General features: G+C 66.5%; 19 protein-coding genes. 15 read left to right on the top strand and 4 right to left on the bottom strand.

What is annotated here, in order from left to right; all coding sequences use genetic code 11:
* Window positions 1-144 precede the first annotated feature (144 nt).
* The 5 genes from WBP07_RS25950 to WBP07_RS25930 are packed head-to-tail and all read left to right on the top strand — an operon-like array spanning window position 145 to window position 7,707.
* On the top strand, window positions 145-1,134 hold the full coding sequence (locus WBP07_RS25950; protein ID WP_395397962.1) for an efflux RND transporter periplasmic adaptor subunit: 990 nt from the start codon (window positions 145-147) through the stop codon (window positions 1,132-1,134).
* Window positions 1,134-4,238, top strand: coding sequence for an efflux RND transporter permease subunit (locus WBP07_RS25945; protein WP_395397961.1), 3,105 nt, complete (start codon window positions 1,134-1,136; stop codon window positions 4,236-4,238). The genes WBP07_RS25950 and WBP07_RS25945 overlap by 1 nt, the downstream gene beginning before the upstream one ends.
* Window positions 4,235-5,620 (top strand): efflux transporter outer membrane subunit, encoded by a 1,386-nt coding sequence (locus WBP07_RS25940; protein ID WP_395397960.1) that lies wholly within the window; start codon window positions 4,235-4,237, stop codon window positions 5,618-5,620. The genes WBP07_RS25945 and WBP07_RS25940 overlap by 4 nt, the downstream gene beginning before the upstream one ends.
* A 52-nt stretch (window positions 5,621-5,672) precedes the next feature.
* The gene (locus WBP07_RS25935) at window positions 5,673-6,347 is read left to right on the top strand and encodes a response regulator transcription factor (protein WP_395397959.1); all 675 of its coding nucleotides are present in this window, start codon (window positions 5,673-5,675) and stop codon (window positions 6,345-6,347) included.
* A 1-nt stretch (window position 6,348) separates the two neighbouring features.
* Window positions 6,349-7,707, top strand: coding sequence for a sensor histidine kinase (locus tag WBP07_RS25930; protein WP_395397958.1), 1,359 nt, complete (start codon window positions 6,349-6,351; stop codon window positions 7,705-7,707).
* An 18-nt stretch (window positions 7,708-7,725) separates the two neighbouring features.
* On the opposite strand, the gene WBP07_RS25925 is transcribed toward WBP07_RS25930, so the two are convergent.
* Window positions 7,726-8,760: an endonuclease/exonuclease/phosphatase family protein gene (locus WBP07_RS25925; RefSeq protein ID WP_395397957.1), complete on the bottom strand. Its 1,035-nt coding sequence runs from the start codon at window positions 8,758-8,760 to the stop codon at window positions 7,726-7,728.
* A gap of 139 nt (window positions 8,761-8,899) precedes the next feature.
* Here WBP07_RS25925 and WBP07_RS25920 point away from each other — a divergent pair, with 139 nt between their 5' ends.
* From WBP07_RS25920 to WBP07_RS25885, 8 genes are all read left to right on the top strand, one after another.
* Window positions 8,900-9,613, top strand: coding sequence for a hypothetical protein (locus WBP07_RS25920; RefSeq protein WP_395397956.1), 714 nt, complete (start codon window positions 8,900-8,902; stop codon window positions 9,611-9,613).
* Window positions 9,614-9,698: 85 nt separating this feature from the next.
* Window positions 9,699-10,292, top strand: a complete 594-nt coding sequence (locus WBP07_RS25915) for an RNA polymerase sigma factor (RefSeq protein ID WP_395397955.1) — start codon at window positions 9,699-9,701, stop codon at window positions 10,290-10,292.
* Complete coding sequence (locus tag WBP07_RS25910; protein ID WP_395397954.1) at window positions 10,276-11,274, top strand: FecR family protein; 999 nt, start codon at window positions 10,276-10,278, stop codon at window positions 11,272-11,274. Before WBP07_RS25915 ends, WBP07_RS25910 begins: the two co-directional genes overlap by 17 nt.
* The gene (locus WBP07_RS25905) at window positions 11,252-13,633 is read left to right on the top strand and encodes a TonB-dependent receptor domain-containing protein (protein ID WP_395397953.1); all 2,382 of its coding nucleotides are present in this window, start codon (window positions 11,252-11,254) and stop codon (window positions 13,631-13,633) included. The genes WBP07_RS25910 and WBP07_RS25905 overlap by 23 nt, the downstream gene beginning before the upstream one ends.
* 54 nt (window positions 13,634-13,687) lie before the next feature.
* Window positions 13,688-14,854 (top strand): glycosyltransferase, encoded by a 1,167-nt coding sequence (locus tag WBP07_RS25900; RefSeq protein WP_395397952.1) that lies wholly within the window; start codon window positions 13,688-13,690, stop codon window positions 14,852-14,854.
* A 113-nt stretch (window positions 14,855-14,967) separates the two neighbouring features.
* Window positions 14,968-16,161, top strand: a complete 1,194-nt coding sequence (locus WBP07_RS25895; RefSeq protein WP_395397951.1) for a hypothetical protein — start codon at window positions 14,968-14,970, stop codon at window positions 16,159-16,161.
* Window positions 16,158-17,540, top strand: coding sequence for a lipopolysaccharide biosynthesis protein (locus WBP07_RS25890; RefSeq protein ID WP_395397950.1), 1,383 nt, complete (start codon window positions 16,158-16,160; stop codon window positions 17,538-17,540). Before WBP07_RS25895 ends, WBP07_RS25890 begins: the two co-directional genes overlap by 4 nt.
* Window positions 17,537-18,637 (top strand): glycosyltransferase, encoded by a 1,101-nt coding sequence (locus tag WBP07_RS25885; protein ID WP_395397949.1) that lies wholly within the window; start codon window positions 17,537-17,539, stop codon window positions 18,635-18,637. Before WBP07_RS25890 ends, WBP07_RS25885 begins: the two co-directional genes overlap by 4 nt.
* Here WBP07_RS25885 and WBP07_RS25880 read toward each other — a convergent pair.
* Together WBP07_RS25880 and WBP07_RS25875 are read right to left on the bottom strand one after the other, a co-directional pair.
* Window positions 18,603-19,463, bottom strand: a complete 861-nt coding sequence (locus WBP07_RS25880; protein WP_395397948.1) for a formyl transferase — start codon at window positions 19,461-19,463, stop codon at window positions 18,603-18,605. The genes WBP07_RS25885 and WBP07_RS25880 overlap by 35 nt on opposite strands.
* Window positions 19,464-19,571: 108 nt before the next feature.
* The gene (locus WBP07_RS25875) at window positions 19,572-20,573 is read right to left on the bottom strand and encodes a YncE family protein (protein ID WP_395397947.1); all 1,002 of its coding nucleotides are present in this window, start codon (window positions 20,571-20,573) and stop codon (window positions 19,572-19,574) included.
* A gap of 150 nt (window positions 20,574-20,723) precedes the next feature.
* Here WBP07_RS25875 and WBP07_RS25870 point away from each other — a divergent pair, with 150 nt between their 5' ends.
* Both WBP07_RS25870 and WBP07_RS25865 read left to right on the top strand, forming a co-directional pair.
* Complete coding sequence (locus tag WBP07_RS25870; RefSeq protein WP_395397946.1) at window positions 20,724-21,398, top strand: response regulator transcription factor; 675 nt, start codon at window positions 20,724-20,726, stop codon at window positions 21,396-21,398.
* Window positions 21,391-22,722, top strand: coding sequence for an ATP-binding protein (locus WBP07_RS25865; protein WP_395397945.1), 1,332 nt, complete (start codon window positions 21,391-21,393; stop codon window positions 22,720-22,722). The genes WBP07_RS25870 and WBP07_RS25865 overlap by 8 nt, the downstream gene beginning before the upstream one ends.
* Window positions 22,723-22,775: 53 nt before the next feature.
* Here the strand turns inward: WBP07_RS25865 and WBP07_RS25860 are convergent, their stop codons facing one another.
* Complete coding sequence (locus WBP07_RS25860; protein ID WP_395397944.1) at window positions 22,776-25,052, bottom strand: TonB-dependent receptor; 2,277 nt, start codon at window positions 25,050-25,052, stop codon at window positions 22,776-22,778.

The following is a 25,052-nucleotide window of genomic DNA, read 5'->3' as shown; positions in this document are numbered from 1 at the left end:
GGGGCTGTAATCGCAAGCCGCCATTCGGCCGGCGCAAAGGCAGCTCTTCAGCTTCGGAAAGCGCGGCCGCGTCACGCCGTAAACGTTGGGAAATTGTATAGTCGCTTCCAGCTTGTCCCAACCATCGCCGGTTAGGGCGGGGGCATGCGCCACTTGTTTCGCCTTGTCCTGCCGATCGGCCTCGCCGCTTGCAGCCAGCCCTCGCCGCAGTCGCCCACTCCGTCCGCTCAAGGCCCGGCCCATGCCGAGCCGGTCGCCCACGAAAGCGAATTGCTGAAGCTGACCCTGACGCCGCAGGCGCAGCAACGGCTCGGTATCGCCACGGTGCGGGCTGGCGGTGGTTCCGCGCAGGCGGTTCGACAGGTGGCGGGGGAAATCGTCGTTCCGCCGACTTCGGCCAATGGCGTGCCAACGGGCTCGCTTGCCAATTTCCAGCAGATCGGCGCGCAGCAGGCCGCCGCGGACGGTGAAGTCGCCCGCACACAGGCGCAGGCTCGGCTGGCGCGGATCGCGCTGACGCGTGCCGAAAACCTGGTGCGTGAGGAAGCCGGCAGCATCCGTGCGCGGGATGAGGCCGCAGCGGCGCTGGCGGCAGCGCAGGCCGCCGCCGATGCGGCGCGGCAGCAGCGGGGCCTGCTGGGCCCGGCGGTCGGTGCGCTTGGCAATCAGGGGACGCTGTGGGTGCGAGCTTCCGTCTTCGCGGGCGATCTTGCCGGGCTGGCGCGCGGTTCCGCGGTGACGGTGGCGCCGCTCGGCGGCGGCGCGGCGCGCGGTGCGCGGCCGGTACAGGCGCCGCCCTCCGCCAATGGCGCGGCCGGAACCGTCGATCTCTATTACGCCATCGACAACCGCGACCGCGCGCTGCGCGTCGGTCAACGCGTATCGGTGGACCTGCCGCTTGCCGGCCGAACAGAGGGCCTTTCCATCCCCTCGTCCGCGATCGTGCGCGATATCGATGGCGGCGAATGGGTCTATCGCAAGCTGTCGAAGGACACCTTCCTGCGCCAGCGCATCGAAGTCGCATCGGAAAGTGCCGGGCAGGCGCTGCTCGCACGCGGGCTGGAGGCGGGGGCGGAAGTCGTCACCGTCGGCGCGGCCGAACTGTTCGGCACCGAGTTCGGGGCGGCGCACTGATGCTGGCCTCGCTCGTTCGCTTCGCGCTCGTTCAGCGCGTCCTCGTCCTTGCACTGGCGGCGGTGCTGGTCGTGCTCGGCATCCGTGCCGGGCGCGACGTTCCGCTGGACGTCTTCCCCGAATTCGCGCCGCCGATGGTCGAGATCCAGACTGAGGCGCCGGGCCTTTCGACCGAAGAGGTGGAGAGCCTTGTCACCGTGCCGATCGAGACGGCGGTGAACGGCGTGCCGGACCTGATGACGCTGCGTTCCAAGTCGGTGCTGGGGCTGTCCTCGGTCCAGATCCTGTTCGCGCGCGGTACGGACGTGATGCGTGCGCGGCAGATGGTGGGCGAACGGATCGCGCAAGTGCAGCCGCGCCTGCCGCTTGCCGCGCGCCAGCCGGTGCTGATGCCGCCGCTATCCTCGACGAGCCGGGCGATGAAGATCGGGCTGACCTCGCCGAAGCTGGACCAGATGAAGCTGTCCGAACTGGTGCGCTGGACGATCCGGCCCCGGCTGATGGCGGTGCCGGGCGTCGCCAATGTCGCCGTATGGGGGCAGCGCGATCGGCAGCTTCAGGTTCTGGTCGATCCCGACCGGTTGCGCACGGCAGGCGTGACGCTGGCCGAAGTGCGCGCGGCGGCGGGCGATGCCGTGCCGGTCGGCGGCGGCGGCTTTATCGATACGCCGAACCAGCGGCTGGCGGTGCAGCAGGCGGGCATGGTGCAGGATGCAGCGCAACTTTCGCAGGCGCTGGTCAAGCAGGCGGGCGATGCCCCGATCCGGCTGGGCGATGTGGCGCGGGTGGTGGACGGCCATGCTGCCCCGATCGGCAATGCCATCATCGACGACGTGCCCGGCATCATGCTGATCGTGGAGAAGCAGCCGACCGCCAACACGCTGGAACTGACCCGGGCCGTGGAAGCGGCGCTGGCGGAGCTGAAGCCGGGGCTGGCCGACGTGAAGGTGGACACCACGATCTTCCGCCCCGCGACGTTCATCGAACGCTCGATAGATAACCTGACGCGCGCCCTGCTGATCGGCTGCGCGCTGGTGGCGGCGGTGCTGTTCCTGTTTACGCGCGACTGGCGGCAGGCGGTCATCAGCCTCACCGCCATCCCGCTTTCGCTGCTGGGCGCCGGGCTGGTCCTTCTGTGGAGCGGGGCCACGATCAACGTCATGGTGATCGCCGGGCTGGTGATCGCGCTGGGCGAAGTGGTGGATGATGCCATCATCGACGTCGAGAACATCGCCCGCCGGCTGCGGCTCAACCGAGAGGCGCAAAGCCCGCAATCGCCGTTCGCGGTGGTGCTTGCCGCCTCGCTGGAAGTACGCTCGGCGGTGGTTTTCGCCTCGCTGATCGTCATGCTGGTGTTCCTGCCGATCTTCTTCCTTGGCGGCGTGGCGGGCACGTTCTTCCAGCCGCTGGCGGTGGCCTATGTGCTGGCGATCGCCGCATCGCTGCTGGTGGCGCTGACGGTGACGCCCGCGCTTTGCCTGCTGCTGCTTCCGAATGCGCCGCTCGCGCCGGAGCGCGATACCCGCCTCGTGAGCGGGCTGAAGCGCGGGTACATCCGCCTATTGCCGCGCGCGGTCACGCGGCCGCGCGGCGCGATGGCGGTGGTCGCGGGCGGTCTGCTGTTGGCGGGGCTGGGCTATGCCGGCTTCAAGGACCAGTTCCTGCCCGATTTCCGCGAGACCGACTTCCTGATGCATTTCGTGGAGAAGCCGGGCACCTCGATCGAGGCGATGGACCGTGTGACCATCCGCGCCTCGAAAGAACTGCGCGCGATCCCCGGCGTGCGCAATTTCGGTGCCCACATCGGCCGTGCGGAGCAGGCGGACGAAGTGGTCGGCCCCAATTTCACCGAACTGTGGATCAGCCTGGACGAGAAGGCCGACTACGACGCCTCGGTCGCGCGCATCAAGGCGGTGATAGACGGCTATCCCGGCCTGTTCCGCGACGTGCTGACGTACTTGCGCGAACGCATCAAGGAAGTGCTGACCGGCGCCGGCGCCACGGTGGTCGTGCGCATCTACGGCCCCGATCAGGAGGAATTGCGTTCCGCCGGCCAGCGGGTGCGCGATGCGGTCGCCGGGATCGACGGCGTTGCGGACCTCAAGCTGGAGAGCCAGGTCCTCGTGCCGCAATTGCGTATTCGCCCGAAACCGGAAGAATTGGCGCGGCTAGGCCTGACGGCGGGCGAAGTGCGGCGACAGGCGCAGACGCTGGTCGCCCAGCAGAAAGTGGGCGAAATCTACCGCGACCAGAAGGCTTTCGACGTCGCCGTCTGGGGCGAACCGGCGGTGCGCGGCAATATCCATGCGTTGCGCGACCTGATGATCCAGTCGCCCACCGGCGCGCCTGTCCGCCTGTCCGATATTGCCCGGATCGAGGTCGTGCCTGCACCCAACGAAGTGAAGCGGGAGAACGGGCAGCGCCGCCTCGACGTGACGCTCAATGTCTCCGGCGCCGATCTTGGCACGGTGGCGCGCGCGGTGGAGGCGGCGGTTGCGAAAGTGCCTTTCGCGGCGGGCTATCATCCCGAAGTGCTGGGCGAATATGCCGCGCTGAAGGAGTCGCGCCAGCGGCTCTGGACCATGGGCGGGCTCTGTCTGATCGGCGTGCTGCTGCTGGTGTGGATCGAGTTTCGCTCACGCCGGATCACCGCGCTGGTCGGCGTCAGCCTGCCGTTCGCACTGGTCGGCGGCGTCGTCGCGGTGGCGCTGACAGGCGGCGTGCTCTCGCTGGGGTCGCTGGTCGGCTTCGTGACGGTGATCGGCATTGCCGCGCGCAACGGGATCATGCTGCTGTCGCACTATCGCCACCTTCAGCGGGAGGAAGGCATGCCCTTCGGCCGCGAACTTGTGCTGCGCGGGGCCGAGGAGCGGTTAGTGCCGATCCTGATGACGGCGGCCTGCGCGGGGCTGGCGCTGGTGCCGCTGATCGTAGCAGGCAATGCGCCGGGGCACGAGATCGAACATCCCATGGCCATCGTGATCCTTGGCGGGCTGATCTCCTCCACGGTGCTCAACTTGTTCCTGATGCCCGCGCTCTATGCCCGTTTTGGGGAGGAGCGCGCGGCAACACCCGATGCTCCGGCGCAGGAGGCACTGGCATGATGCGCCGCCTTCTTCGCGCCGCCGCGCCGCTGATAGCGCTGGCTACCGCTGCCTGCATGACTGCGCCGGCACCGCCGCCGACCGTGGCACCGGCCTCGGCCAGGGGCCCCTTCGCGGCGCTGTCGGTGGCCTCGATCGACCCGGTGCCGGACGACTGGTGGCGGCTATACCAGGACCCGCAGCTCGATGCGCTTGTCGAGGCGAGTCTTGCCGCGAATGTCGATCTGCGGATTGCCTACGCCAATCTCGATGCCTCCCGCGCAGCCTTGCGCGGGGCCAAGGCCGCCCGCCTGCCGACCACGACCATCGAGAGTGCGCTGACGGTCGACGATCCCAGCAACCAGCCGAGCGCGGCTTCGGTCTCGGCCAGCGACTGGGATGTGGCGGCGACGGTGAGTTGGGACATCGACCTGTTTGGCCGCCTGCGCTCAGGCGCGCTGGCCGCGCAGGCGGATACAGCGGCGCAAGCGGCGGCGACCGATGCGGTGAAGGTCGCGGTCGTGGCGGATACCGTGCAGGCCTATGTGGACCTCTGCGGTGCCGCGCAGGCCATGGGCGAGGCGCAGGCCGTGGCGTCCGCGCAGGAACGTTCGCTGGCGCTGGTGCGCGAGCAACTGGCAGCGGGCGAGATTTCCCCGCTCGAAGTTTCGCAGGCGGCTGCGCTGGCGGCCTCCACCCGCGCGGAGATCGCCCCGTTCGCGGCGCAGCGCGCCAATGCGCTTTATCGTATCGCCACTTTACAGGGCCGTCCGCCGGCGGAGGCGCTGGGCTTTATGCTCACTTGTGCCACCGCGCCGCGACTTCAAACGGCAGCTCCGGTGGGCGATGGTACCGCGCTGCTGCTGCGGCGGCCCGACATTCGCGAGGCGGAGCGCAAGCTGGCCGCCGCCGCCGCGCGGATCGGTGTGGCGCGCGCCGACCTCTACCCGCGCGTCAATTTGGGTGGGGCGCTGGGGCTGCTTGCAGGCGGTTTCGATGCCGCCGCCTCGCCGCTGGTCAGTTGGGCTTTCCCCAATCAGGGGCCTGCCCGCGCGAAGTTGGCGCAGGCGCGCGCGACCGAGCAGGCGGTGCTGGCCGGTTGGGACGCCGCCGTGCTGAAAGCGCTGCGTGAGGTGGAAACCGCGCTGGCGGCCTATGACGCCGAAGTCCGCCGCAACCGCGATCTGACCGCTTCCGTGGCAGAGGCAGGCGATTATACGCGTCGCGCCGCCGCGCGGGTGCGGCTGGGCGATGCCTCCGGCCTGTTGCAAGTCGATGCCGAACGCACCCTTGCCAGCGCCCGGCTTGCCAAGGCGCGCAGCGATCTCGCGGTCTCTGCCGCCGAAGTCGCGCTGTTCCGCGCCCTAGGCGGTGGCTGGCGCAGCGGGTGCGGACCGGGCTAGGCTGCGCGCGATGAGAATCCTGCCATGAGAATCCTGCGATGAGAGTTCTGCCATGAGAGTCCTGGTCGTCGAGGATGACGAGGAAACCGGCCGCTTCGTTACGCGCGGATTGGAGGAGGCCGGCCATGCGGTCGTACTCAGCCCCGACGGCCGCGACGGGCTGTTCCAGGCCACCGGCGGCGGCTTCGATGTCATTGTTGTGGACCGGATGCTCCCCGCTCTGGACGGGCTCTCGCTGGTCAAGGCCATGCGCGCGGCATCGGACGCGACGCCGGTGCTGATGCTGACCGCGATCGGCGGGATTGCGGATCGGGTGGAGGGGCTGGAGGCGGGCGCCGACGACTATCTGGTGAAGCCTTTCGCCTTCTCCGAACTCTCGGCGCGGGTCAGCGCCCTGGGCCGCCGCCCGCCGGTACGCAGCGAAGCGCATCGGCTGGAAGTGGGCGACCTCGCGATCGACTTGCACCGCCGCACGGTGGAGCGTGCGGGCACCCGCATCGCGCTGCAACCGCGCGAATTCGCGCTGCTGGCCGAACTGATGCGCAATCCGAAGCGGGTGATGACGCGCACGATGCTGCTGGAACGCGTCTGGGATTTCGATTTCGATCCGAAGACCAACATCGTCGAAACCCACCTTAGCCGCCTGCGCTCCAAGCTGAACGCGGGTTTCGAGCAGGACGCGATCGAGACCGTGCGCGGCGCGGGTTATATGATCCGGGGTGGTTGATATGCGCAGGCTTTGGCGGACGACGTCCGGCCTTGTCGCGATCGTGGCGCTGATGCTGGCGCTGGCGACGCTGGCGATCGGCGTCGTCGCTTACGAAGTGACGCATGAGGCGCTTGAGCAGCAGCTCGATCACCGCATCGCGGCGGAAACGGCCGGGCTCATGGCAGAAACGCACCGCGACGGATTGCCCGCGCTCGTGGCCGCCATAGCCAGACGCGAAGCGTCGCGTTCCACCTCCAGCCTCGATTACCTGCTGGTGGACGCGCGAGGCGGGCGGCTGGCGGGATCGCTGGAGGCGCAGGTCCCGTCACGCGAAGGGTTTGAGGAGTTCCTCCACTACCGCCGTCCCGGATCGGCCGAAGCGGGGATTGCCCAGGCACTGACCACGCGCGTTCCGGGCGGTATGCTCGTCGTTGCGGCGGATCGTTCCGATCTGGACGAGATCGACCGGACCTTGGCGGGCCTTTTCATCGGATCGCTTGCCGCCGTGCTGATCGTTGGGCTGATGGCAGCGGCGGCTGTCGGATGGCTGACGCAGCGACGGCTGAACCGGATCGATACCGCCGCACAGGCCATCATCGCCGGGAACCTTGGCAGCCGGATCGTCCGCGATGGATCCGGAAGCGAGTTCGACCGGCTGGCCGAAACCCTGAACCACATGCTCGACCGGATCGAGGGGCTGATGGACAATCTCCGCCAAGTCTCCGGCGATATCGCCCATGACTTGCGCACGCCGCTGACGCGGCTTTACGGCAGTCTTGACCTGGCGGCCGGCGAGACCGACGCGGCGGCGCGGTCCGGCCTGATCGAGAAGGCCCGCGGGCAGGCGTCCGAATTGCTGGAGATATTCGCCTCGCTGCTCCGGATTGCGGAGATCGAGGGACTGGCCGAACGGCTGCCGCGTTCCCGCGTCGATCTTTCGGCGCTGCTGGCGCAGATGGCGGAAACCTACACGCCCGATTTCGAGGATAGTGGGCGGACGCTCGTTTGCTCGATACCGGCGGGGCTGACCGTCGATGGCGACCGCCGATTACTGAGCCAGGCCGTCGCGAACCTGCTGGACAATTGCCTGCGCCATACGCCGCGCCGAACGAGCGTCGAACTGGCGGCGCGGCAGGAGCAGGATGAGCTTGTTCTGACGGTGTCCGACGATGGCCCCGGCGTGGGGGAGGAAGAACCGGCGCGGCTGTTCAGGCGCTTTGTCCGCGCCGATCGATCGAGGCATATGCAAGGGCACGGCCTCGGCCTCAGCATGGTTCAGGCGATTGCAAACACACATGGCGGCGTGGCGGACATTCTGCCCGAACAAGCGGGTTTCGCGGTCGTCTTGCGCATACCGCTTCACCCGGCCGAAACCTGATCCATCAAGGGCGCCGCGTCATCTCAGCGAATAGCGGACGACGTAGCCAAGATGGTCGGACAGCGAACTGGCCTTGGAGGCAAGGCCGAAGGGGACACCGATGCCGTTGTAGCGCAGCCGCTGGCCCATACCCGCACGGAAATACTGCTTGTCCTTCCCACGCTTGATGATCGCGGCGAGGTCGCCCGACGTGGTTTCGGTTCCGGGTTGAGCCAGTCCCGCAAGTGCGGTCGCTTCGGAGGATCCGATTGCGGTCACCATCTCCGCGCGGGCTGCGGCCATGCGATCGGGATCATGGCCGACGTTGAAATCGCCCGCGAAGATCAGGCTGGTATTGCGATCGACCTGCCGGGCGATGAAAGTGCGAAGCGCGGAAAGCTGCAGGCCGTAGGCTGCATTCGCCCTGGCAACGGACACTCCGGAGGCACTGCGCGCGTTGAGGTGCGTGTCGGCAACGGCAACGGGCTGCGGCTGACCCGGTATGCGGATCCAGGCGATCAGCGCGCCTTTGCTGGCCAGGCAATCGAAACCGGCGCACAGGTCTTGCTGGAAGGCCATCTTGCGGGTCGCAACGATGGGATAATCGGACATGATGACAAGGCCGCTGTCGACCCATTTGCCCTCGGTCTCACCCTTCAACCACGATGCTTTGCGGGCAAGGTCCGACGCGCCGCGATCATGATCCGCCATGGCGGGGGAGGGTGCAGCGTCGGCCTGGCGGGGGCCGATGGCCAGGTATTTGTATCCGGCCTGCCCGGCGATCGCCTTGGCTTCGGGAATGAACGCCTCCTGCAGGGCCACAACGTCGGGCCTATGGCCGGTCAGCGCCAGATCTTCCAGGTTTTCGCCGATCCTTGCCAGCGCGCTGGCCCGGTTGAAGGCTGCGGGAAAGGGCAGGCCTTTCACATTGTATGTCATCACGGTCAGGTCCGATCGCGGGCCCGCGGGCGGGATGAAATGCGCCGGGAATTCGGCGGCGGGCAGCGGACGGGCGACGTTGGCGATCACCAGAGTCCCCAGGACTGCGGTAACGACCAAATGGATACGGGCCAAGCGGGAACTCCTGCTTCGATGCCCGCAAGACGCCGCGTTCAGGTTCAACCCGCACCGGGTTTTTTCCGATGCGGGTCGGCCCGTGTCCCGGAGTCCCATCGATATCCCGGCCTCCGGGAACCGGAAGGGAGCAGCACCGATGGGACGATCCAAGATGACTGGTATTGCCTGCATATGGCTCGCGCTCGTCCCCGCCAGTGCCGAGGCCGGAACGGAAAAATCGAAGGGGGCGCCGGGTTTCGCCTATCTTCCGGGCGCCGTGGACTGGTCGCTGTCGGACAAATCCCGGCCCGATCAGGTCAGGGCCGTGCAGTTCGACGGAGATTCGGGCAACGCGGGATGGCAGGTGAACTTCAGCGCCATCCGTTCGCTGGAACCGGCGGAGCTTGCCGGGGATTCGGACAATGCGCGGTTTCGCGGCAAGACCGCGCAGATCGGGGTGTGGCACACGGTAGGCGCGGACGATCTGCTGCGCCTTACGGCCAGTGCCGGCCGCGTCAGCCGCCGTGCCGCCAATGCCGTGATATTGCCGTTCAAGACCCGCACGGGTTACGCGGCGGCCGATCTTGCCTGGGAGCATGGCCGGGACTGGTCCGTCTCGGCCGGGTACTACCGCCAGGGGGGATGGGGCGGTCGGTCGCTTGCAACCGATGTGCTCCATCTCGAGAATGGCGAACCCGCTGCGGCGAAGGGCGTGCATGCGGCCTTGCGTTTCGCCCTTGCGCGGGATGGATCGGACGGCCGCTCCGCTTGGCTTGGGCTGGAGGCGCACGATGGCAGCCGGGCCGCGGGGCTTGGGCAGGCCATGCGCCACTGCAACGACGTCAGCTTGGTGCTGACGGAAAATTTTTGAGGCTGCCATGACAATCGCTGGCAGAACGACCGATCATTTGCTTTGCTCGATAGATGGGGGAACCTTTGCGCAAGAGGGACGGGCTATGACCTCGCAAGGTCAGGAAGTGCCGGCCGATGGCGGCTTGCGGCAGCTTTCGCTGGAAATGAGGACGGAACTGCGCCGCTTCCTGATGGCGCGCGGCGTGCGGGAGGCGGATGCGGAGGACGTGTTGCAGGACATGTTCATCCGCCTGCAAAGCGCGGAAACCGGCCCGATCCGATCACCGCGTGCCTATCTCTACCAGATGGCGAACAACATGGCGCATACGCTGCGCCGCGCCGAAGGCCGGCGTCAGGCCCGCGATGCCAGTTGGATCGGGCCCGACGATGCCGATGAACGGATCGACGATGCGCCGGACCCGGAAACGGTGACGCTGGCGCGTGACCAGTTGGCGCGGGTGGAGGCGCAGCTGGACCGCCTGCCCGAACGCACGGCGCACGTATTCCGCCAGTTCCGGATCGAAGGCGCTTCGCAAAAGGCGATTGCTCTGGATCTGGGGATCAGCTTGAGCGCGGTGGAGAAGCATTTGCAGCGGGCCTATCGCGCGATTCTGGACATTCGCGGCAGGCTTGGAGGCCAGATGGGCCCGCAAGGCCATGACGGCACGAAAGGAGGGTTCGATGACCTATCCCGATAAGGAGGACATCCAGGCCCAGGCCATCGCATGGCATCTGCGGCTTGACGATGAAAATGACGCGGCCTGGGACGAATTTGCCGCCTGGCTTGCCGCCGATCCCCGGCACAATGCGGCTTACGAAGCCGTGCACGATGCCGATCTTGCGCTGAATCCGGCGATTGCCGTCGCGCGGCAGGACAGCTTGGCGCGGGCGTTGCTGAGCGATGCCGCGGCTGCGCGGCAGGGCGGCGCGGCGGAGAAGCGCAGCGGCACATACGTGATCGAGCCAAGGGCATCGCCGCGTCGGCGCTGGATGTGGCCGGCGATGGCCGCTTCGGTCGCGCTGGCGGCGGCGGGGACCTGGGTGATCATGGCCGGGGTCGGCCAGCAGTACTCCATCGTCACCGCGCCGGGCGAGACGCGTTCGGTGGCGCTGGCGGACGGCAGCCGGATCATGCTGAACGGCGGGACCGAACTGGTCTTGCGGAAGTCCGACCCGCGCGTGGCCGAACTGCGTTCGGGCGAGGCCCAGTTTTCCGTGCATCATGACGCCGGGCGGCCATTCACGCTGACGGTCGGCAGCCAGCGTGTCGTCGATGTGGGCACGGTGTTCAACGTGCGATCCAGCACCATGGGCCTGCAAGTGGAGGTTGCCGAAGGCGCCGTGCGCTATGAGGACGGCACTATCCGCCTGCGGCTGAACGCGGGGGACACCCTGCGCGCCAGCGGCGACCGCCTGGTGGAGGATCGCCGGCCACCCAGCGATATCGGCGCGTGGACGCGCGGCAAGCTGGTCTACCGCGATGCGCCGCTGGTGGAAGTGGTTGGCGACATTACCAGAGCGCGGGGGATTGCCATCGAACTGGGTTCGGACCTATCGCAGAGGAAATTCACGGGGGTGATACAGCTGGACGGCGACAATGCCGCCCTGCGCAGACGTGTCGAGGCCCTGATTGGTGCGAAGGTAGCCGAAACCGGGGATGGCTGGTCGATCACGCGTTAGTTGGTTTGTTCCCGCGCTGGTCGCGGTCACGGTCAATTGCCTGCACATCGCTCCCGCCCTGGCGCGGGAGACGCGTTCTTTCTCGGTCCCGGGCGGCAGCCTTTCGGACGCGCTGCTGGCATGGGCGCAGCAGGCCGGCATCTCGATCGCGATCACCGATCCGGGCGTCGGGGCCGTTCGCACGCAGGGCGTCTCCGGCCGGCTGGAGCCGACCGAGGCGCTGCGGCTGCTGCTGAAGGGCAGCGGTTACGACTTCGTTCTGCTCGATGCGCGCACCGTGCGGCTGGTGCGGCACCCGGTCGATGCGCGGCCGCGCCGGGCGCCGGCCAGGCCGCCCCGTCCGGCACCGGTTCAGGAAAGCGTCGGCCCCGATATCGTGGTAACCGCGACCAAGCAGCATCTGGGGCTGGGCGACTATCCCGCCAGCCTGTCGGTCGTGAAGCCGGAGCGTGAGGAACTGGCACGCGCCGGCGCGCGGGGCACCGGCTATATCCTCGGCAAGCTGCCGGAACTCTCGTCGACCAACCTTGGCCGGGGGCGAAACAAGATCTTCATCCGCGGCATCGCGGACAGCAGCTTCAACGGCACCAGCCAGGCCACGATCAGCCAGTATCTGGGCGATTTGCGCCTGATCTACAGCGCGCCGGATCCCGATCTGGCGCCTTACGACATCCAGCAGGTGGAAGTGCTGGAAGGGCCGCAGGGCACCCTGTACGGCGCGGGCACGCTGGGCGGCATCATCCGCCTGGTGCCCAATCCCCCGGACCTGGGCGAAACCGCCGTCGAGGCATCGCTGGGGGCAAGATTGACGCAGGATGGCGCGCCCGGCGGGGACGGAGCGGTGATGGGCAACCTGCCCCTGATCGCGGACAAGCTGGGTCTGCGCGCGGTGGTCTATCGCTCCGTAGAGGGCGGCTACATCGACGATACGAGTCGCGGGTTGAAGGATGTGAACCGCAATCTGGTCACCGGATTGCGCGCGACGCTACGCTGGGCGCCCGATGCCGCGTGGAAAGTGGACGCCACCGTGGTCCAGCAGGATCTGGTTTCGCGCGACGGGCAATATACCCTGAAGGGCGATCCGGATCTCACCCGCTCCTCCGCGATCGCGCAGCCGTTCGACAACGATTACCGGCTTGTCGGCCTCACGGTCTCGCGCAGCTGGGCCTCGGGCATGGAACTCGTTTCAGCCACCGGCTACGCCCATCAGAACATCGACACGGTGTTCGATGCGACCGGGGCGGCAGACACAACGCCGCGCGAATATGAGGAAGAGGTTGCGGTCCGGCTGATCTCGCACGAGACGCGGCTGACCGGCCACTGGGGCGGCGGGGGCACCTGGCTGGCCGGTGTGGGCTTCATCCACAATGTCGATCATGCCGAGCGCCAACTGGGCGATCCCGACGATCCGGCCGTGCTGTCCGACATTTCCACCTCCACGCTCGACGCTGCCGTCTTCGGCGAAGTGGGCGTCCCGCTGCTCGACCGGCTGATGCTGACGCTGGGCGGGCGGTTCAGTTACGTGCGCCAGACCAGCAGGTTCATGGACGAGGAAGACCTCGACTACGAGCCGGAGCGGAGCCAGCACCGCTTCCTGCCTTCGGCGGCGCTCGCCTGGAAACCGATGACCGGGGCGCTGCTCTACGCCCGATACCAGCAGGGCTATCGGCCTGGCGGATTGCAGGTGACCGGATCGGCCAGCGCGCCCAGCGCCGATCGCTTCGTGTCCGACCGGATCGAGACCTTCGAACTGGGCCTGCGGTTCGGAATGGAAAAGGGCGCGCGCTTCAGCGGCAGCCTTGCCGCCTCCACCGCCCGCTGGCGCGATATCCAGGCCGACCTTATCGATATCGACGGCCTGCCTTATGTGGCCAACATCGGATCGGGCCGCGTGCGCAACATCGCCGTCTCGCTGGCGTGGCATCCGGTGGACGCGCTCTCGCTGGAAGCGGCGGGTTTCCTGGCATCCAGCAGCCTTTCCGATCCGGCGCCGGGATACGACAACATCGACGACCGCGACTTGCCCAACATCGCCGACGAGGGCTGGCGGATCGCCGCGAAGTACACGCACGATCTGGGATGGGCCGACCTGACGGCGGACAGCGCGCTGCGCTATGTCGGCCATTCGAAGCTGGCGATCCTTGCCCCCTTCGCGCTGGGGCAGGGGCGGTACTATGACCTCACCGCCGGTTTCCGGCTCGGCTTCGGGCGCTTCGGTCTCTCGATGGATATCGACAATGCGCTGAACGATCGGGGCAATACGTTCGCGTTCGGCAACCCGTTCACGGTTGCCGACGGCCTCCAGCAGACGCCGATGCGGCCGCGCTCTGTCAGGATCGGGGTCGACGCGGCGTTCTGACGGTTTAGGTGCCGTCCATGTGCGGTTAGGTGCCGGTCGCGGTGTCTCATCGTCATGACAGGTGCTCTCAGGATCGCGATCCCCATTCACAGCTTCGAACCCGGCGGCGTTGAGCGCGTGGCGCTGAACCTCGCCCGCAAATGGCAGGAGATCGGCCACGATGTGGTCATCGTGCTGGGCCGCGACGAGGGGCTGGACCGCGAGAATGCGCCGCGCACGCTGAATTACCGCTGCCTTCGCAGCATGATCCCGACAGCCCGGTTCGAATCCATTTGGATGATGTGGAGCATGTTCCGCTTCCTCCTGCGCGACGAGGCGGACGTGATCTTCTGCCCGGGCAATACCTACACGGTCGTTTGCGTGCTGATGAAGGCGTTGTTCGGCAGGCGATGTCCACCGGTGATCGTTAAGGTGAGCAACGACCTCGTCCGCGCGGACAAGTCTCCGCTACGCCGCAGATGGTACGGGAAATGGCTGAAAATAAACGGCTTTGCCCTCGACCGTTTCGTTGCCTTGGCAGAGCCGATGGCGGACGAAATCATCGAGCGGATGGGAGTGGCGGCGCATCGGGTTTCGACGGTTCACGACCCGGCGCTCGATGGAGATCGGCTGGACCGGCTGCTGGCGCTGGACCGCGAAATTCCGGGGCATCGCCCGATGCGCTATCTGGCGGTCGGCCGGCTGGCGAGGCAGAAGAACCTGCCGATGCTGCTGTGCGCCTTTGCCGCCGGTTCGCGTCCCTCAGACCGGCTGACCATCGTGGGCGACGGCTGCCATCGCGCGGCGCTGGAGGCTGAGGTGCGGCGCCTTGCCATTGGCGATCGGGTGGTTTTCGCCGGGCATGTCGCCTCGCCCGATCGCCACTATCAGGACGCCGATTGTCTGCTCCTCGCGTCACGCTTTGAAGGGGTACCTGCCGTCGTGATCGAGGCGATTGCGGCAGGATTGCCGGTCGTCGCCACCGATTGCGCTGTGTCCATGGCAATGTTGCTGGGCAATGGCACGCGCGGCATGCTGGTGCCGGTGAGCGACGTCGACGCGCTGGCTGCCGCGATTGCCTGCCCGGAACGGCTGCCGGTGCTGGATGCCGCGGCCCGCAGCTTTGCCGCGCGATTTACGCTGGAGAACGCCGCGCAATCCTATCTCCGCCTTATGCAGGCGACGATTGCCGATGCACAGGCGGCGGAAAACCTTGATTCTTTGGAGGTTGCGGGCCGGTAGCCGGGCTGTGTCGCTGCAATGGCGCCGCAGTGCCGCCGCCGTGCTGCACGAAGGCGGCAATAAAAGTGGAAGACCGGGGTGTGGGTGCGGCAGGGGCACGGAGTCCATGCATCATGCGCATCGGATTTCTTTTCAACCACGACCAGATCCATCAGGTCGCCCATAGCCTGCCGATTGCCCTTGCAATGGCGGAGCGGGGCTATCCCGGTGAACTGATCGTGGCGACGACGACACCGGCGCTGGCGCAGGAAGTGCGCCGGCTGGGCGGGGCGCATATCGGCACCACGATCCAGCACATCGAACTGGCGCCCTCCGCGCTGTCACGCGGGATGGATGCGGTGCTGGGCAAGGTGGTTCCGGCCGCGAAATTGCTGATCTATCGCGACAATCTGGGATTTTTCCGCAGCCTGGACGTTCTCGTCGTGGCCGAGAAGACTTCGCTCATCCTGCGCAAGCGCTATGGCCTGAGCAATCTTGCCATCATCCACACCCGCCATGGCGCCGGGGATCGCGCGATCGGCTTCGACAAGGCCAGCGCCGGCTTCGATCACGTGCTCTGTTCGGGCAACAAGATCAGGGACAGGCTGGTGGCGGAGGCGGGGCTGGATCCCGCCCGCATCAGCGTGGTGGGCTATCCCAAGTTCGACGTGGTGCGGGACCGGGAGCCGAAGCGGTTCCTGCCGGCGGCCGACAAAGTCGTGCTCTACAATCCGCATTGCTCGCCCCACTTGTCATCGTGGTATCGGCACGGGCATGAAGTATTCGAACACTTCCTGGGCGACCAGAAGGTCGGCCTGCTGTTCGCGCCGCACGTCATGCTGTTCCAGCGCGACCTTGTCTTCACCATCGATCGACTGCGGATCGACAAGCCGGGCGCCATTCCGCCCCGCTTCCTGCGGGGTGAGAACATCAAGATCGACCTTGGCAGCCGCGCCTCCACCGACATGACCTATACGCTGGCCGCCGACATCTACCTGGGCGACGCCAGCAGCCAGATCTACGAATTCCTGCTGCGGCCCCGGCCCTGCATCTTCCTCAACAGCCACGGGCACGCGTGGCGCAACGATCCGAACTTCCTTCACTGGAACGCGGGCGAGGTGATCGGCAGCCCCGACGAATTGCCCGATGCGATCGAGCGGGCGAGCGGGCTGCATGCACGGCATTATCGGCAGGTGCAGGAAGATCTGTTTGCGCAGAGCTTCGATCTGACTACGACACCGTCTTCGGTTCGCGCGGCGGAGGCGATCGTTGCCTTCGTGGAGCGGCGATCCGGCGTGGTAACATCGCGGACGCTTGCCGCGGCATGAGGCAGAATACAGTGTTTGCTGCCCGTTATCAGAACCGCAAGCCAGAACCGGACCAGCCGGAAACGGCGCAGCATCACGCCCATGGTTCGCGCAGGAACGTGGGCCGCATTTTCGCCTCGCTCGGCATGGTGATGGGCGGGAAGGCCGGGGCCGGGCTCATCAGCCTTGCCTACCTGCTGCTGGCGACACGGTTTCTGGGGCCGACCGAGTACGGCGTGCTGGTACTGGTCCATGCCTACATCACCACCGTTTGCGGGATCATCGAATTCCCGTCCTGGCAGGCGATCGTACGCTATGGTGCGGAGGCGCAGCGGCAGGATGAGCCGCACCGGCTGGGCCGCCTCCTGCGCTTCGGCGCCAAGGTGGAGCTGGTCGGCGGTTTGCTGGCGATCGTGGCGGCGGTGCTGCTGGTTCCGCTGGTGGGCCCGCATCTGGACTGGCCGCCCAAGGCCATGGCCTTCGCGCCATTCTACGCCTTTGCGGTTCTGGGATCGGTGCGATCGACCCCGGCCGGCTATCTGCAACTGTGCGGCCGCTTCGACCTTCTGGGGCTTCACAATCTGGTGCAGCCGGTGGTTCGGCTGGGCGGCGCGCTGATCGTCATCGCCTTTGGTTGGGGGATCCGCTCGTTCCTGCTGGCGTGGCTGATCGCGGCGCTGGCCGAGTTCGCCGTGCTCTGGGCGATGGGGATATGGCTGGCGGCGCGCAATCTGGGCTCGGCGCTGTGGCGCCCGGAACCGGGCGATGTCGCCCGCGAGAACCCCGGCATCTGGCGCTTCCTCATTGCCAGCAATGCCGACATCACACTCAGCGAACTGGCAGGCCGTGCCGCGCCGCTGGTGGTGGGCTGGGTGTTGGGACCGGCGATGGCGGGGCTCTATTCGGTGGCCCAGCGGGCGACGGTGATCATCGCGCAACCCGCACAAATCCTGGGCAATACCGCCTATGCGGAACTGGCGCATATCGTTGCCGAAGGACGCGGCGGCAAGGCACTTCGCAAGATCCTGCGCAAGATCGTGGCCATCGGCCTGCTTGCGGCGACGCCGGTGGTCCTCGTGGTCGCGCTGTTTCCGCACCAGATCCTGCATCTGCTGGCGGGCAAGGCCTATACCGAGGCGGCCACCGTCATGATCGTGCTGGTGCTGGCGCGCGCGATCGCCCTGATCGGCCCGCCGTGCAGTTCGGCGATTTCGGCGCTTGGGCATCCCGGCCGGTCCATGATGGCGAACCTTCTGGCAAGCCTCCTGTGCCTTTCCGCGATGCCCTGGCTGCTGATCCGCTTCGGGCTGATGGGCGCCGGTATCCAGGCGCTGGGGCAGGCGGTGTTCGCCAGCGCTCTGCTCGTTTTCCTCGTCTGGCGCAGCAGTCTCGCGCGATGAAACCGATGCGCATCGCTTATGTGATCAACTCCGTGGAGGGCGGAGGAGCGGCGCTGCCGGTGCCCGCTATCGCGCGCGTGCTGGAAGAGGGCGGCGCGCAAGTGCGCGTCTTCGCGCTGACGCGGCGGGACGGGCGCGCGTTGCCCGCCATGGAGGAGGCCGGCCTCGATCCAAGCGTGCGCGATGGCGGGCTGAGCGATCATGCGGCGGCGCTGCGGTGGCTGATCCGCGAAGTGCGGGCCTGGAAGGCGACACACCTGTGGACTTCGCTCAGCCGGGCCACCCTGCTGGGGCTGGCGGCGGGGCCGATGCTGGGCCTGCCGGTGATCTCATGGCAGCACGCCGCCTTTCTGAAGCCATGGAACCAGCGGCTGCTGCGTCTGATGCAGGGGCGGGCGGCGCTGTGGGTGGCGGATTCCAGCACAGTCGCGCGGTTCGCGACGACCAGGCTCGGCATACCGCAGCGCCGGCTGGCGACCTGGCCGATCTACGCGGTGGACCCGCGAATGCCGATCGCCCGCCCGTGGCAACCGGGCGAGACGTTGCGCATGGGCAGCCTGGGCCGCCTGCACCCGGTGAAGGGATACGACGTTCTGATCGAGGCGCTTTCCCGGTTGCAGCGCAATGGCTTCACCGCGCCCTCCGTCCCCTGGCGTGTCGAGATCGCGGGCGAGGGCGATGAGCGGGACAGGCTGGAGGCGCTGGCGCGCGACGCCGGGGTTAGCCAGATCGCCTTTCCAGGATATGTCGACAATCCGCGGCAATTCCTCGGCACGCGGCATCTTTACCTCCAACCCTCGCGCTCCGAAGGTTTCTGCATCGCCGCGCATGAGGCGCTTACGGCGGCGCTTCCCGTCATTGCCTCTCGCGTGGGCGAGCTGGAGCATTCGATCCGGCCGTTCGAGAGCGGTTGGCTATGCTCGCCCGACAGGCCAGCCACTCTTGCGGAGTGCCTGCATCACGCGCTGAGCAATCCGCACCGCCTTGCGGAAATGGGCCGGGCCGCGCGGGGCGACATGCTGGAGAACTTCTCCCAGCAGCGCTTCGCACAGACCGGAACCGCTATTCTGGAGCGTATTGCCCGAGCATCCGCCTGATTTCGAGCAGGAGGCCGGAGAGCGACCGGTCGATCGTCTTCACATCGAACAGCGTCACGGCGCCGCAAGCGGACAGAGTATGCATGCCCTCGCACCGGCGCGGGCTGCCTGCTGGAAAGGCAAGCGGACCGCCGGCCTGCGCGGTAAAGCCTTCAACATCCAATCGCGTGACCCACAAGGGGCGGATCGCGCCGCCGTAAGTGGCCGAACAATCCTGCATGGGCAGCATGATCCGGCCATCGATCACGACGGGAGTCCCTCCGGGGCGCGAGGATCGTCGGTCCAGACGCACCGGATTTGCGGGATGCGGCGTCCACGGCCCGGCAAGCCGTTCCGACCAGGCCACGTGCAGCGTTTCCACTTTGCTGGCGCGGCTTTCGGCTGAGGAGTAGAACAGCCACCAAAGGCCATCGTGATGAAGGATCGACGCGTCCACAGGCACGCAGTCCAGCTCGATTTGGCATTCGGGCGCCCAGCGCTCCAGCATCGCATCGCCGCGATAGAGCGTAAGGCCGCCCGAGCGATGCGCTTCGGGCAGCATCCAGACCGCGCCTTCGCCCTGAAAGACCTGGGGGTAGGACAAGTGCCACGGTTCGCGCAGCACTTGCCGCCGGTCGACCAGCCTGTGTTCGCGATCGAGCGTCAGCCGCTCGATAACCCCGTGGCGCGTGCGATAGTCGTATTGCTCGGCAAAGATGTGGAGATGCGATCCATCGTCGTATCCGAACGGATCGGCAAGGAAGGTGAACTTCGGTTCGGGGGGGAGCCAGACGATATCCTGCGCACCGTAATCGCCGGTCAGCACGCATTCGATGGGGCGCTGCACGATTCCGCAGTGCCAGATGTCCTTTCGCCGGGGCATGCGCCGTCATAGCCGCAGACTTGGCCATGGCAACATGGCATGCCCCCACGATGGCGTTTCCAGGCCCGGCTGTCAGACTTTCTTGACGACCAGGATGTGGAACGAGCCGGGCACCGGCGCACGCTTTCCGCCGGGCTGGGCGATGGGGGCAAATCGCGCCGTGGGCAGATAGATATCGCCCGTTTCCGGATCCAGCGCGCCGGTACGAGCGCCTACCTCGGTCTTCACGCGCCCCACGCGGGTGAAGGACTTGAGCGAAACGATATCCAGAACGCCGTCACCGCCGCAGGGGATAAACGCAAGCCCGCGCGCGGCATCGAGAATGACAGCATCCGGGCCTTGACCGATATCGATAAGGCGGACCAGCTTGCGCGCCTTTGCATCGACGATCGCGGCCTTGCCGTTGGCGCAGGCGGCGATCAGCCGTTGGTGGCCGGCGTCGTAGCCCAGGCCGGTCGGCCCCTCGCACCCCGTTAGCGCAATCGGCTTGCCAGTGGTGCCGTGCGCGACGTCGACGACTTCGATCTCGCTGAGATCCTCATCGTTGATAAACAGGGTGTTGCCGTCGAGGGCGGCATATTCCAGCGCGGGCTTCACCGCGATCGTGCGCATTACGTGCATCGCGGCGCTGTCGATAACCGAAACCGAGCCGCTGTCCGCGTTCATGACGAAGGCATGGGCGCCGTTCGCATCGAGTATCGCTGCGTCGGGTTTCTTGCCGACCGGCACTTTGGCCAGTTCGTGGCCATCGGCAGCGTCCAGAAACCGCACAGTACCGTCGGTGCCGCTGGTCACCAGCAAGCGCCCGCCCGTCAACGGCACAACCGCGTGACCGCGCTGGACGTCACCGATAGAGGTTACGCCGTGGCCAGGCGCCAGATCCACGACGGTTATCGATCCGCCACGGGCCACATAAAGCCGGTGCTTCGCCGCATCGACCCGCGCATAGTCCCATCCCCCGTCAGGGCCCGCGATGGATCCGTCGACCCGATATTGGGGAGCCGGTGAAGGGGCGGTAGCAGCGGCGGCGGCAGTGGACAGTAAAGCAGCCAGTAAAGCGGTTGGCAGGCGCATTGCACTTCTCCTCGTTGGCATGCATTTGCGCTGATCGGGACGGCGGCGCCAGCGGCGGAACCCAACATTGGGAAATCATAATGCGGCCGGCACGGATTCCCGTTCTAACGCGTTGCAAGCCGCTTCAATGTCAGGAAACAGACCCGCCGGATGAATATCCTCCTTGCAGAAGACGATGACGAAGCCGCCGAGTTCATCGCGCGCGGCCTTGCCGAGTTGGGCCATCTGACCACCCGCGTGGCGACGGGGGACGACGCGGTTCGCGTGGCGGGGAGCACCGCGTTCGACCTTGTCATCCTGGATCGGATGTTGCCGGGGCTTGAGGGGCTGGAAGTGCTGCGCCGATTGCGCGCGGCATCGGTTCGCGTGCCGGTTCTGGTGCTGACCGCGCTGGGCGGGATCGGCGATCGTGTCGCCGGGTTGGACGCGGGCGCGGACGACTACCTCGTCAAGCCGTTTGCGCTGGCGGAGCTTGCCGCCCGGATCAATGCCCTGATGCGCCGCGTGACCGTTGACGTGGTGACGCGTTACGAAGTGGGCGACATCGTGCTGGACATCTTGCGGCGCGAGGTGACGCGCTGCGGGCGGACGATCCATCTGCAGCCGCGCGAGTTCGGCCTGCTAGAGCAGTTGATGCGCCATGCCGGCCGCATCGTCACGCGCACGATGCTGCTGGAACTGGTGTGGGGATTTCACTTCGACCCGCGTACCAACATAGTCGAAAGCCATCTCAGCCGGCTGCGTGCCAAATTGCGCGAAGGTTTCGCCGACGATCCCATCGAAACCGTGCGCGGTGCGGGATACCGGATGCGCCCCGATGGCTGAACGGCGCCGCAGCGCGGCCTATCGCATCGCCTTCGTCTATTCCGCCGCATTTGCTCTGGCGATCATGCTGCTTGGCGTGGCCGTCTACTTTGCGGCAGACGCGGAATTCCGCCGCGCGCGGGATCGCGCCATTTCAGATGAGGTTACCGCGATTCTGCACGAAGGCAGCCGTGGCAACATGGCCGCCGAAGTGCATGAGCGGGAGACTGCGAAGGCCACCGATTCCTTCGGATATGCCTTGTTCGATCCGTCCGGCCGGCGCATTGCGGGCGCGCTCGATATCGCCCGGCCCGATCCGGGGTTCGGCATGGTCGTCTTTCAGGACCCGGAGGAAGGGCCCGATGTCGCCCGCGCCAAGACGGTCGAACTGGCGGACGGCGGCCGGCTGGTGGTGGCGATCGATTCCGAGACGGTGGAACAGATCGACGCAACGATCCTGGCCCTGTTCGGCGCCGCTTTCGTCGTGGTCTTGTGCATCGGCTTTGCCGGCGCGCTGTTGTTCGGCAACTATCTGCGGCGCCGGCTTGGCGCCATCAGCGGAACCGCGCGCGGGATCGTGGCCGGCAGTCTGGGCCAGCGCGTGCCGGTCGGCCCGCATGGGGACGAATTCGACGAAGTGGCCCTGGCCCTTAACGCCATGCTCGATCGTATCGCCGGGCTCATGGACAATCTGCGGCAGGTATCGAGCGATGTCGCGCATGACCTGCGCACGCCGCTGCTCCGTTTGCGAAACCAGCTGGAGCTTGTCGGCAGTGTCGATGGCGCGGCGGAGAAGGCCGTGGAACTGGGCGACGACCTGCTCAAGCTGTTCTCCGCGATCCTGCGCATTACCGAGGTGGAAGGGGGCGGGCTGGCGCATACCTTCACCGCCATCGACATGTCCGCACTGGTCGAGGATGTGGGAGACAGCTTCCTGCCGGCCGTGGTGGATAGCGGGCGAAGCCTCGACACCCGCGCGATGCCGGGCATCACGGTGCTGGGTGATCGCGAACTGCTGGCGCAGGCGCTCGCAAATCTGCTGGACAACGCGATCGTTCATACGCCGGCGGGCACTGCCGTTACGCTGACGCTGGAGGCGCGCGAAGAGCAGGCGGTGATCGTCGTCAAGGATGATGGACCCGGCGTTTCGGCCGCCGACGGCGCCAGGCTTACACAGCGCTTCTTTCGCGGAGAGGCCAGCCGGACGACGCCGGGGAACGGTCTTGGGCTCAGCCTTGTCGCGGCTGTGGCCGCCGCCCATGGCGGTGATGTCGGGATCGCCGGTGATCAAGGCGGGCTGCGCGTAACGCTTTCGCTGCCTCTCCCACTGGCAAACAGTCTCTAAGCCGGATCATTGCCGCGGCAGCGATGCCGCCGCGGCAATGACAAGCTGCGCAATCAGAACGTCAGCGTGACATCGCCCGTGAAGGCGCGTCCGGTCTGGTAGTAATATTGGTCGAACAGCGTGGTCTTGCCTGGGCTGATATTGGTGACCGGCTTGGCGTTGAACAGATTGTTGACCTCGAGGCCGATACGTACCGGACCGATTTCGTAGCGGGCGGAGAGGATCGCGGTGTTATAGCCATTGCTCTTGTAGGCATCGGGCTCACCCTCCGCGAACCACTGGCGGCCGATGTACTTGTCGATCAGCGAAAAGCGGATCGGGCCCTGTTTGTAGAGAATGCCGCCGGCAGCGGTGTATTCGGGCGCATTCGCCACTTGCGTGCGCGCCTCACCGGGATTGCGGGTCTTGGCATAGTTGCGCGAGGCATTGGCGAAGACGGCGATCGCCTGGGTGAAGGCGTAGGTGACCTGTCCCTCGATGCCTTTGTACTGCACCGCGCCCTGGTTGTAGTAGACCACGCCCTGGCTGGCTGGCGCCGTCAGGTCCTGCGCGAACTTGTTGCTGAAGTCGATCTTGTAGACGTCCGCGTCGATGCTGAGGTTGTGGCCGTGGTAGACCGCGCCGGCCTGATAGTTGGTCGACCGTTCGGGCTTGATGGTCGAGAAGCTCGGATCGGCGACGTAGAGGTAGCTGAGCGGCGGCGCCAGGAAGCCGCGCGCGAACTGGCCGTAGACCGAAAGCGCCGGGTTCACCTCGTAGTTGACCGTCGCGAAGGGCAGGTTGACGGTGTAGGTGTTGCTCAGCTTCTGCGGATAGCGCGTCGTCTGGTTGTAGTCCGCGTCGATCCTGCGGTTGAAGTTGACGTGCTTGAAGCCGGGCGTGATCTTCAGCCCGGCGATCGGGCGCAGTTCCAGTTCGGCGAAGACTTCGGTGTGGTTGGTGTTCGAATTCTGGTCGAACTTGATGTTCGCCGGTGTGGCGATGCCGGTGACGGGATCCTTGACCGCCTTTTCGACGTAATTGGGATTGCCGGTGAGCAGGTCCACGTCGCGTTGCTGGCGATAGGTGTCGGACCATTCCAGCCAGGCGCCGGCGGTGATCGCGCCAAAGCCGAAGTCCACGCGCGTCTTGGCGATATCGCCGTAGACGCGGTACTTGTTGGTCTTGGTGTAGCCCGGCACGCCCACAGTTTTGGCTCCGCCCGGGGTGAGGGTGACCATGTTGGCCTTGGCGATATCGGCCGCGCTTGCCGTGGCATAGAGCGTCACGTCGCTGCCGCTCAGCGTTTCGTTATCATAGCTGTAGGTATAGGCGCGGTTGTCGAAAGTGGCGAAGGGGGAAAGATTGGCCTCGAACTTCACGATCTCGAAATCGGTGGTCTTGTGGGTGTGGTTGTAGCCCCAGTAAGTCTGTGAGTTGGGATCGTTGTTGAGGCTGAAATACTTCCCGTACTGCGCGATCTGCGAAAGCGTGGCGCCGTCCTTGTCGGGCTGGTTGAAGCTGTTCTCGTTGTAGGTGCCTAGGATCGTCAGCTTCGCGTCCGGGCCGATCGGGATCATGATCTTGCCGAACACGTTGTTCGACTTGAACGGGCTATAGGTGCGCGCGCCGTCCGATCCGATGTGCTGGGCGCTCAATACCACTTCCGCGCCGCCCAACTGCCGGATCGCGCCGGACTGGAGCACGCCGCGCAGCAGCCAGGTGTTGTAGCTGCCGTAGCTGCCCTTGATCTCCGCACTCGCATCCTCGCGCGTCGCGCGGGAGAACATGTTGATATTGCCGCCGAACGTTGCCTGCCCAAGCTGCGAGGCATTGCCGGGGCCGCGATCGACGATCAGCGTTTCCACCGTGTTCGACGGGAAGAACGTGTTGGAATGGTGCGTGGGATCGTTGGTGTCGCCGAAAGGCACGCCATCGTACGTGACGTTGTATTCGCCGTCCTGGAAGCCACGGATCTGGGCCTTGGATTCGGACAGGCCGACGCCGTTCGCCGCGCCATAGTTGGAGACGCTGGGCGAGATCAGGGCGATCTGGTTGAAATCGGCCGTGGCGGGCAGCGAATCCTCGATGAACGAGCGAGAGATGATCGATTGCGGCTGCGTCGCCTGGAGCGATGCGGTTACCGGCGCCAGTTCGTTTGCGCGCGTGGCGGTGACGAGGATGTCCGAACCTTCCGCGATACCGCTCTTTGCCTGGGCGCTGGCTTCGTCGCTGGTGGAGGCGCCTGGCGACGCATCTTCCGCATGGGCCACGCCGGAAAGCATCGGTATCGAGAGGGCGAGCAGGCTCACCCCGAGAAGGCGCAGATGCGCCCCGGTCTTGCTGGTCAT

It is taken from the genome of Novosphingobium oxfordense (genome assembly GCF_044029435.1).
Classification (GTDB): domain Bacteria; phylum Pseudomonadota; class Alphaproteobacteria; order Sphingomonadales; family Sphingomonadaceae; genus Novosphingobium.
Note: the sequence above shows the minus strand (reverse complement) of the source record. Positions and strands in the feature narration are given on the sequence as shown.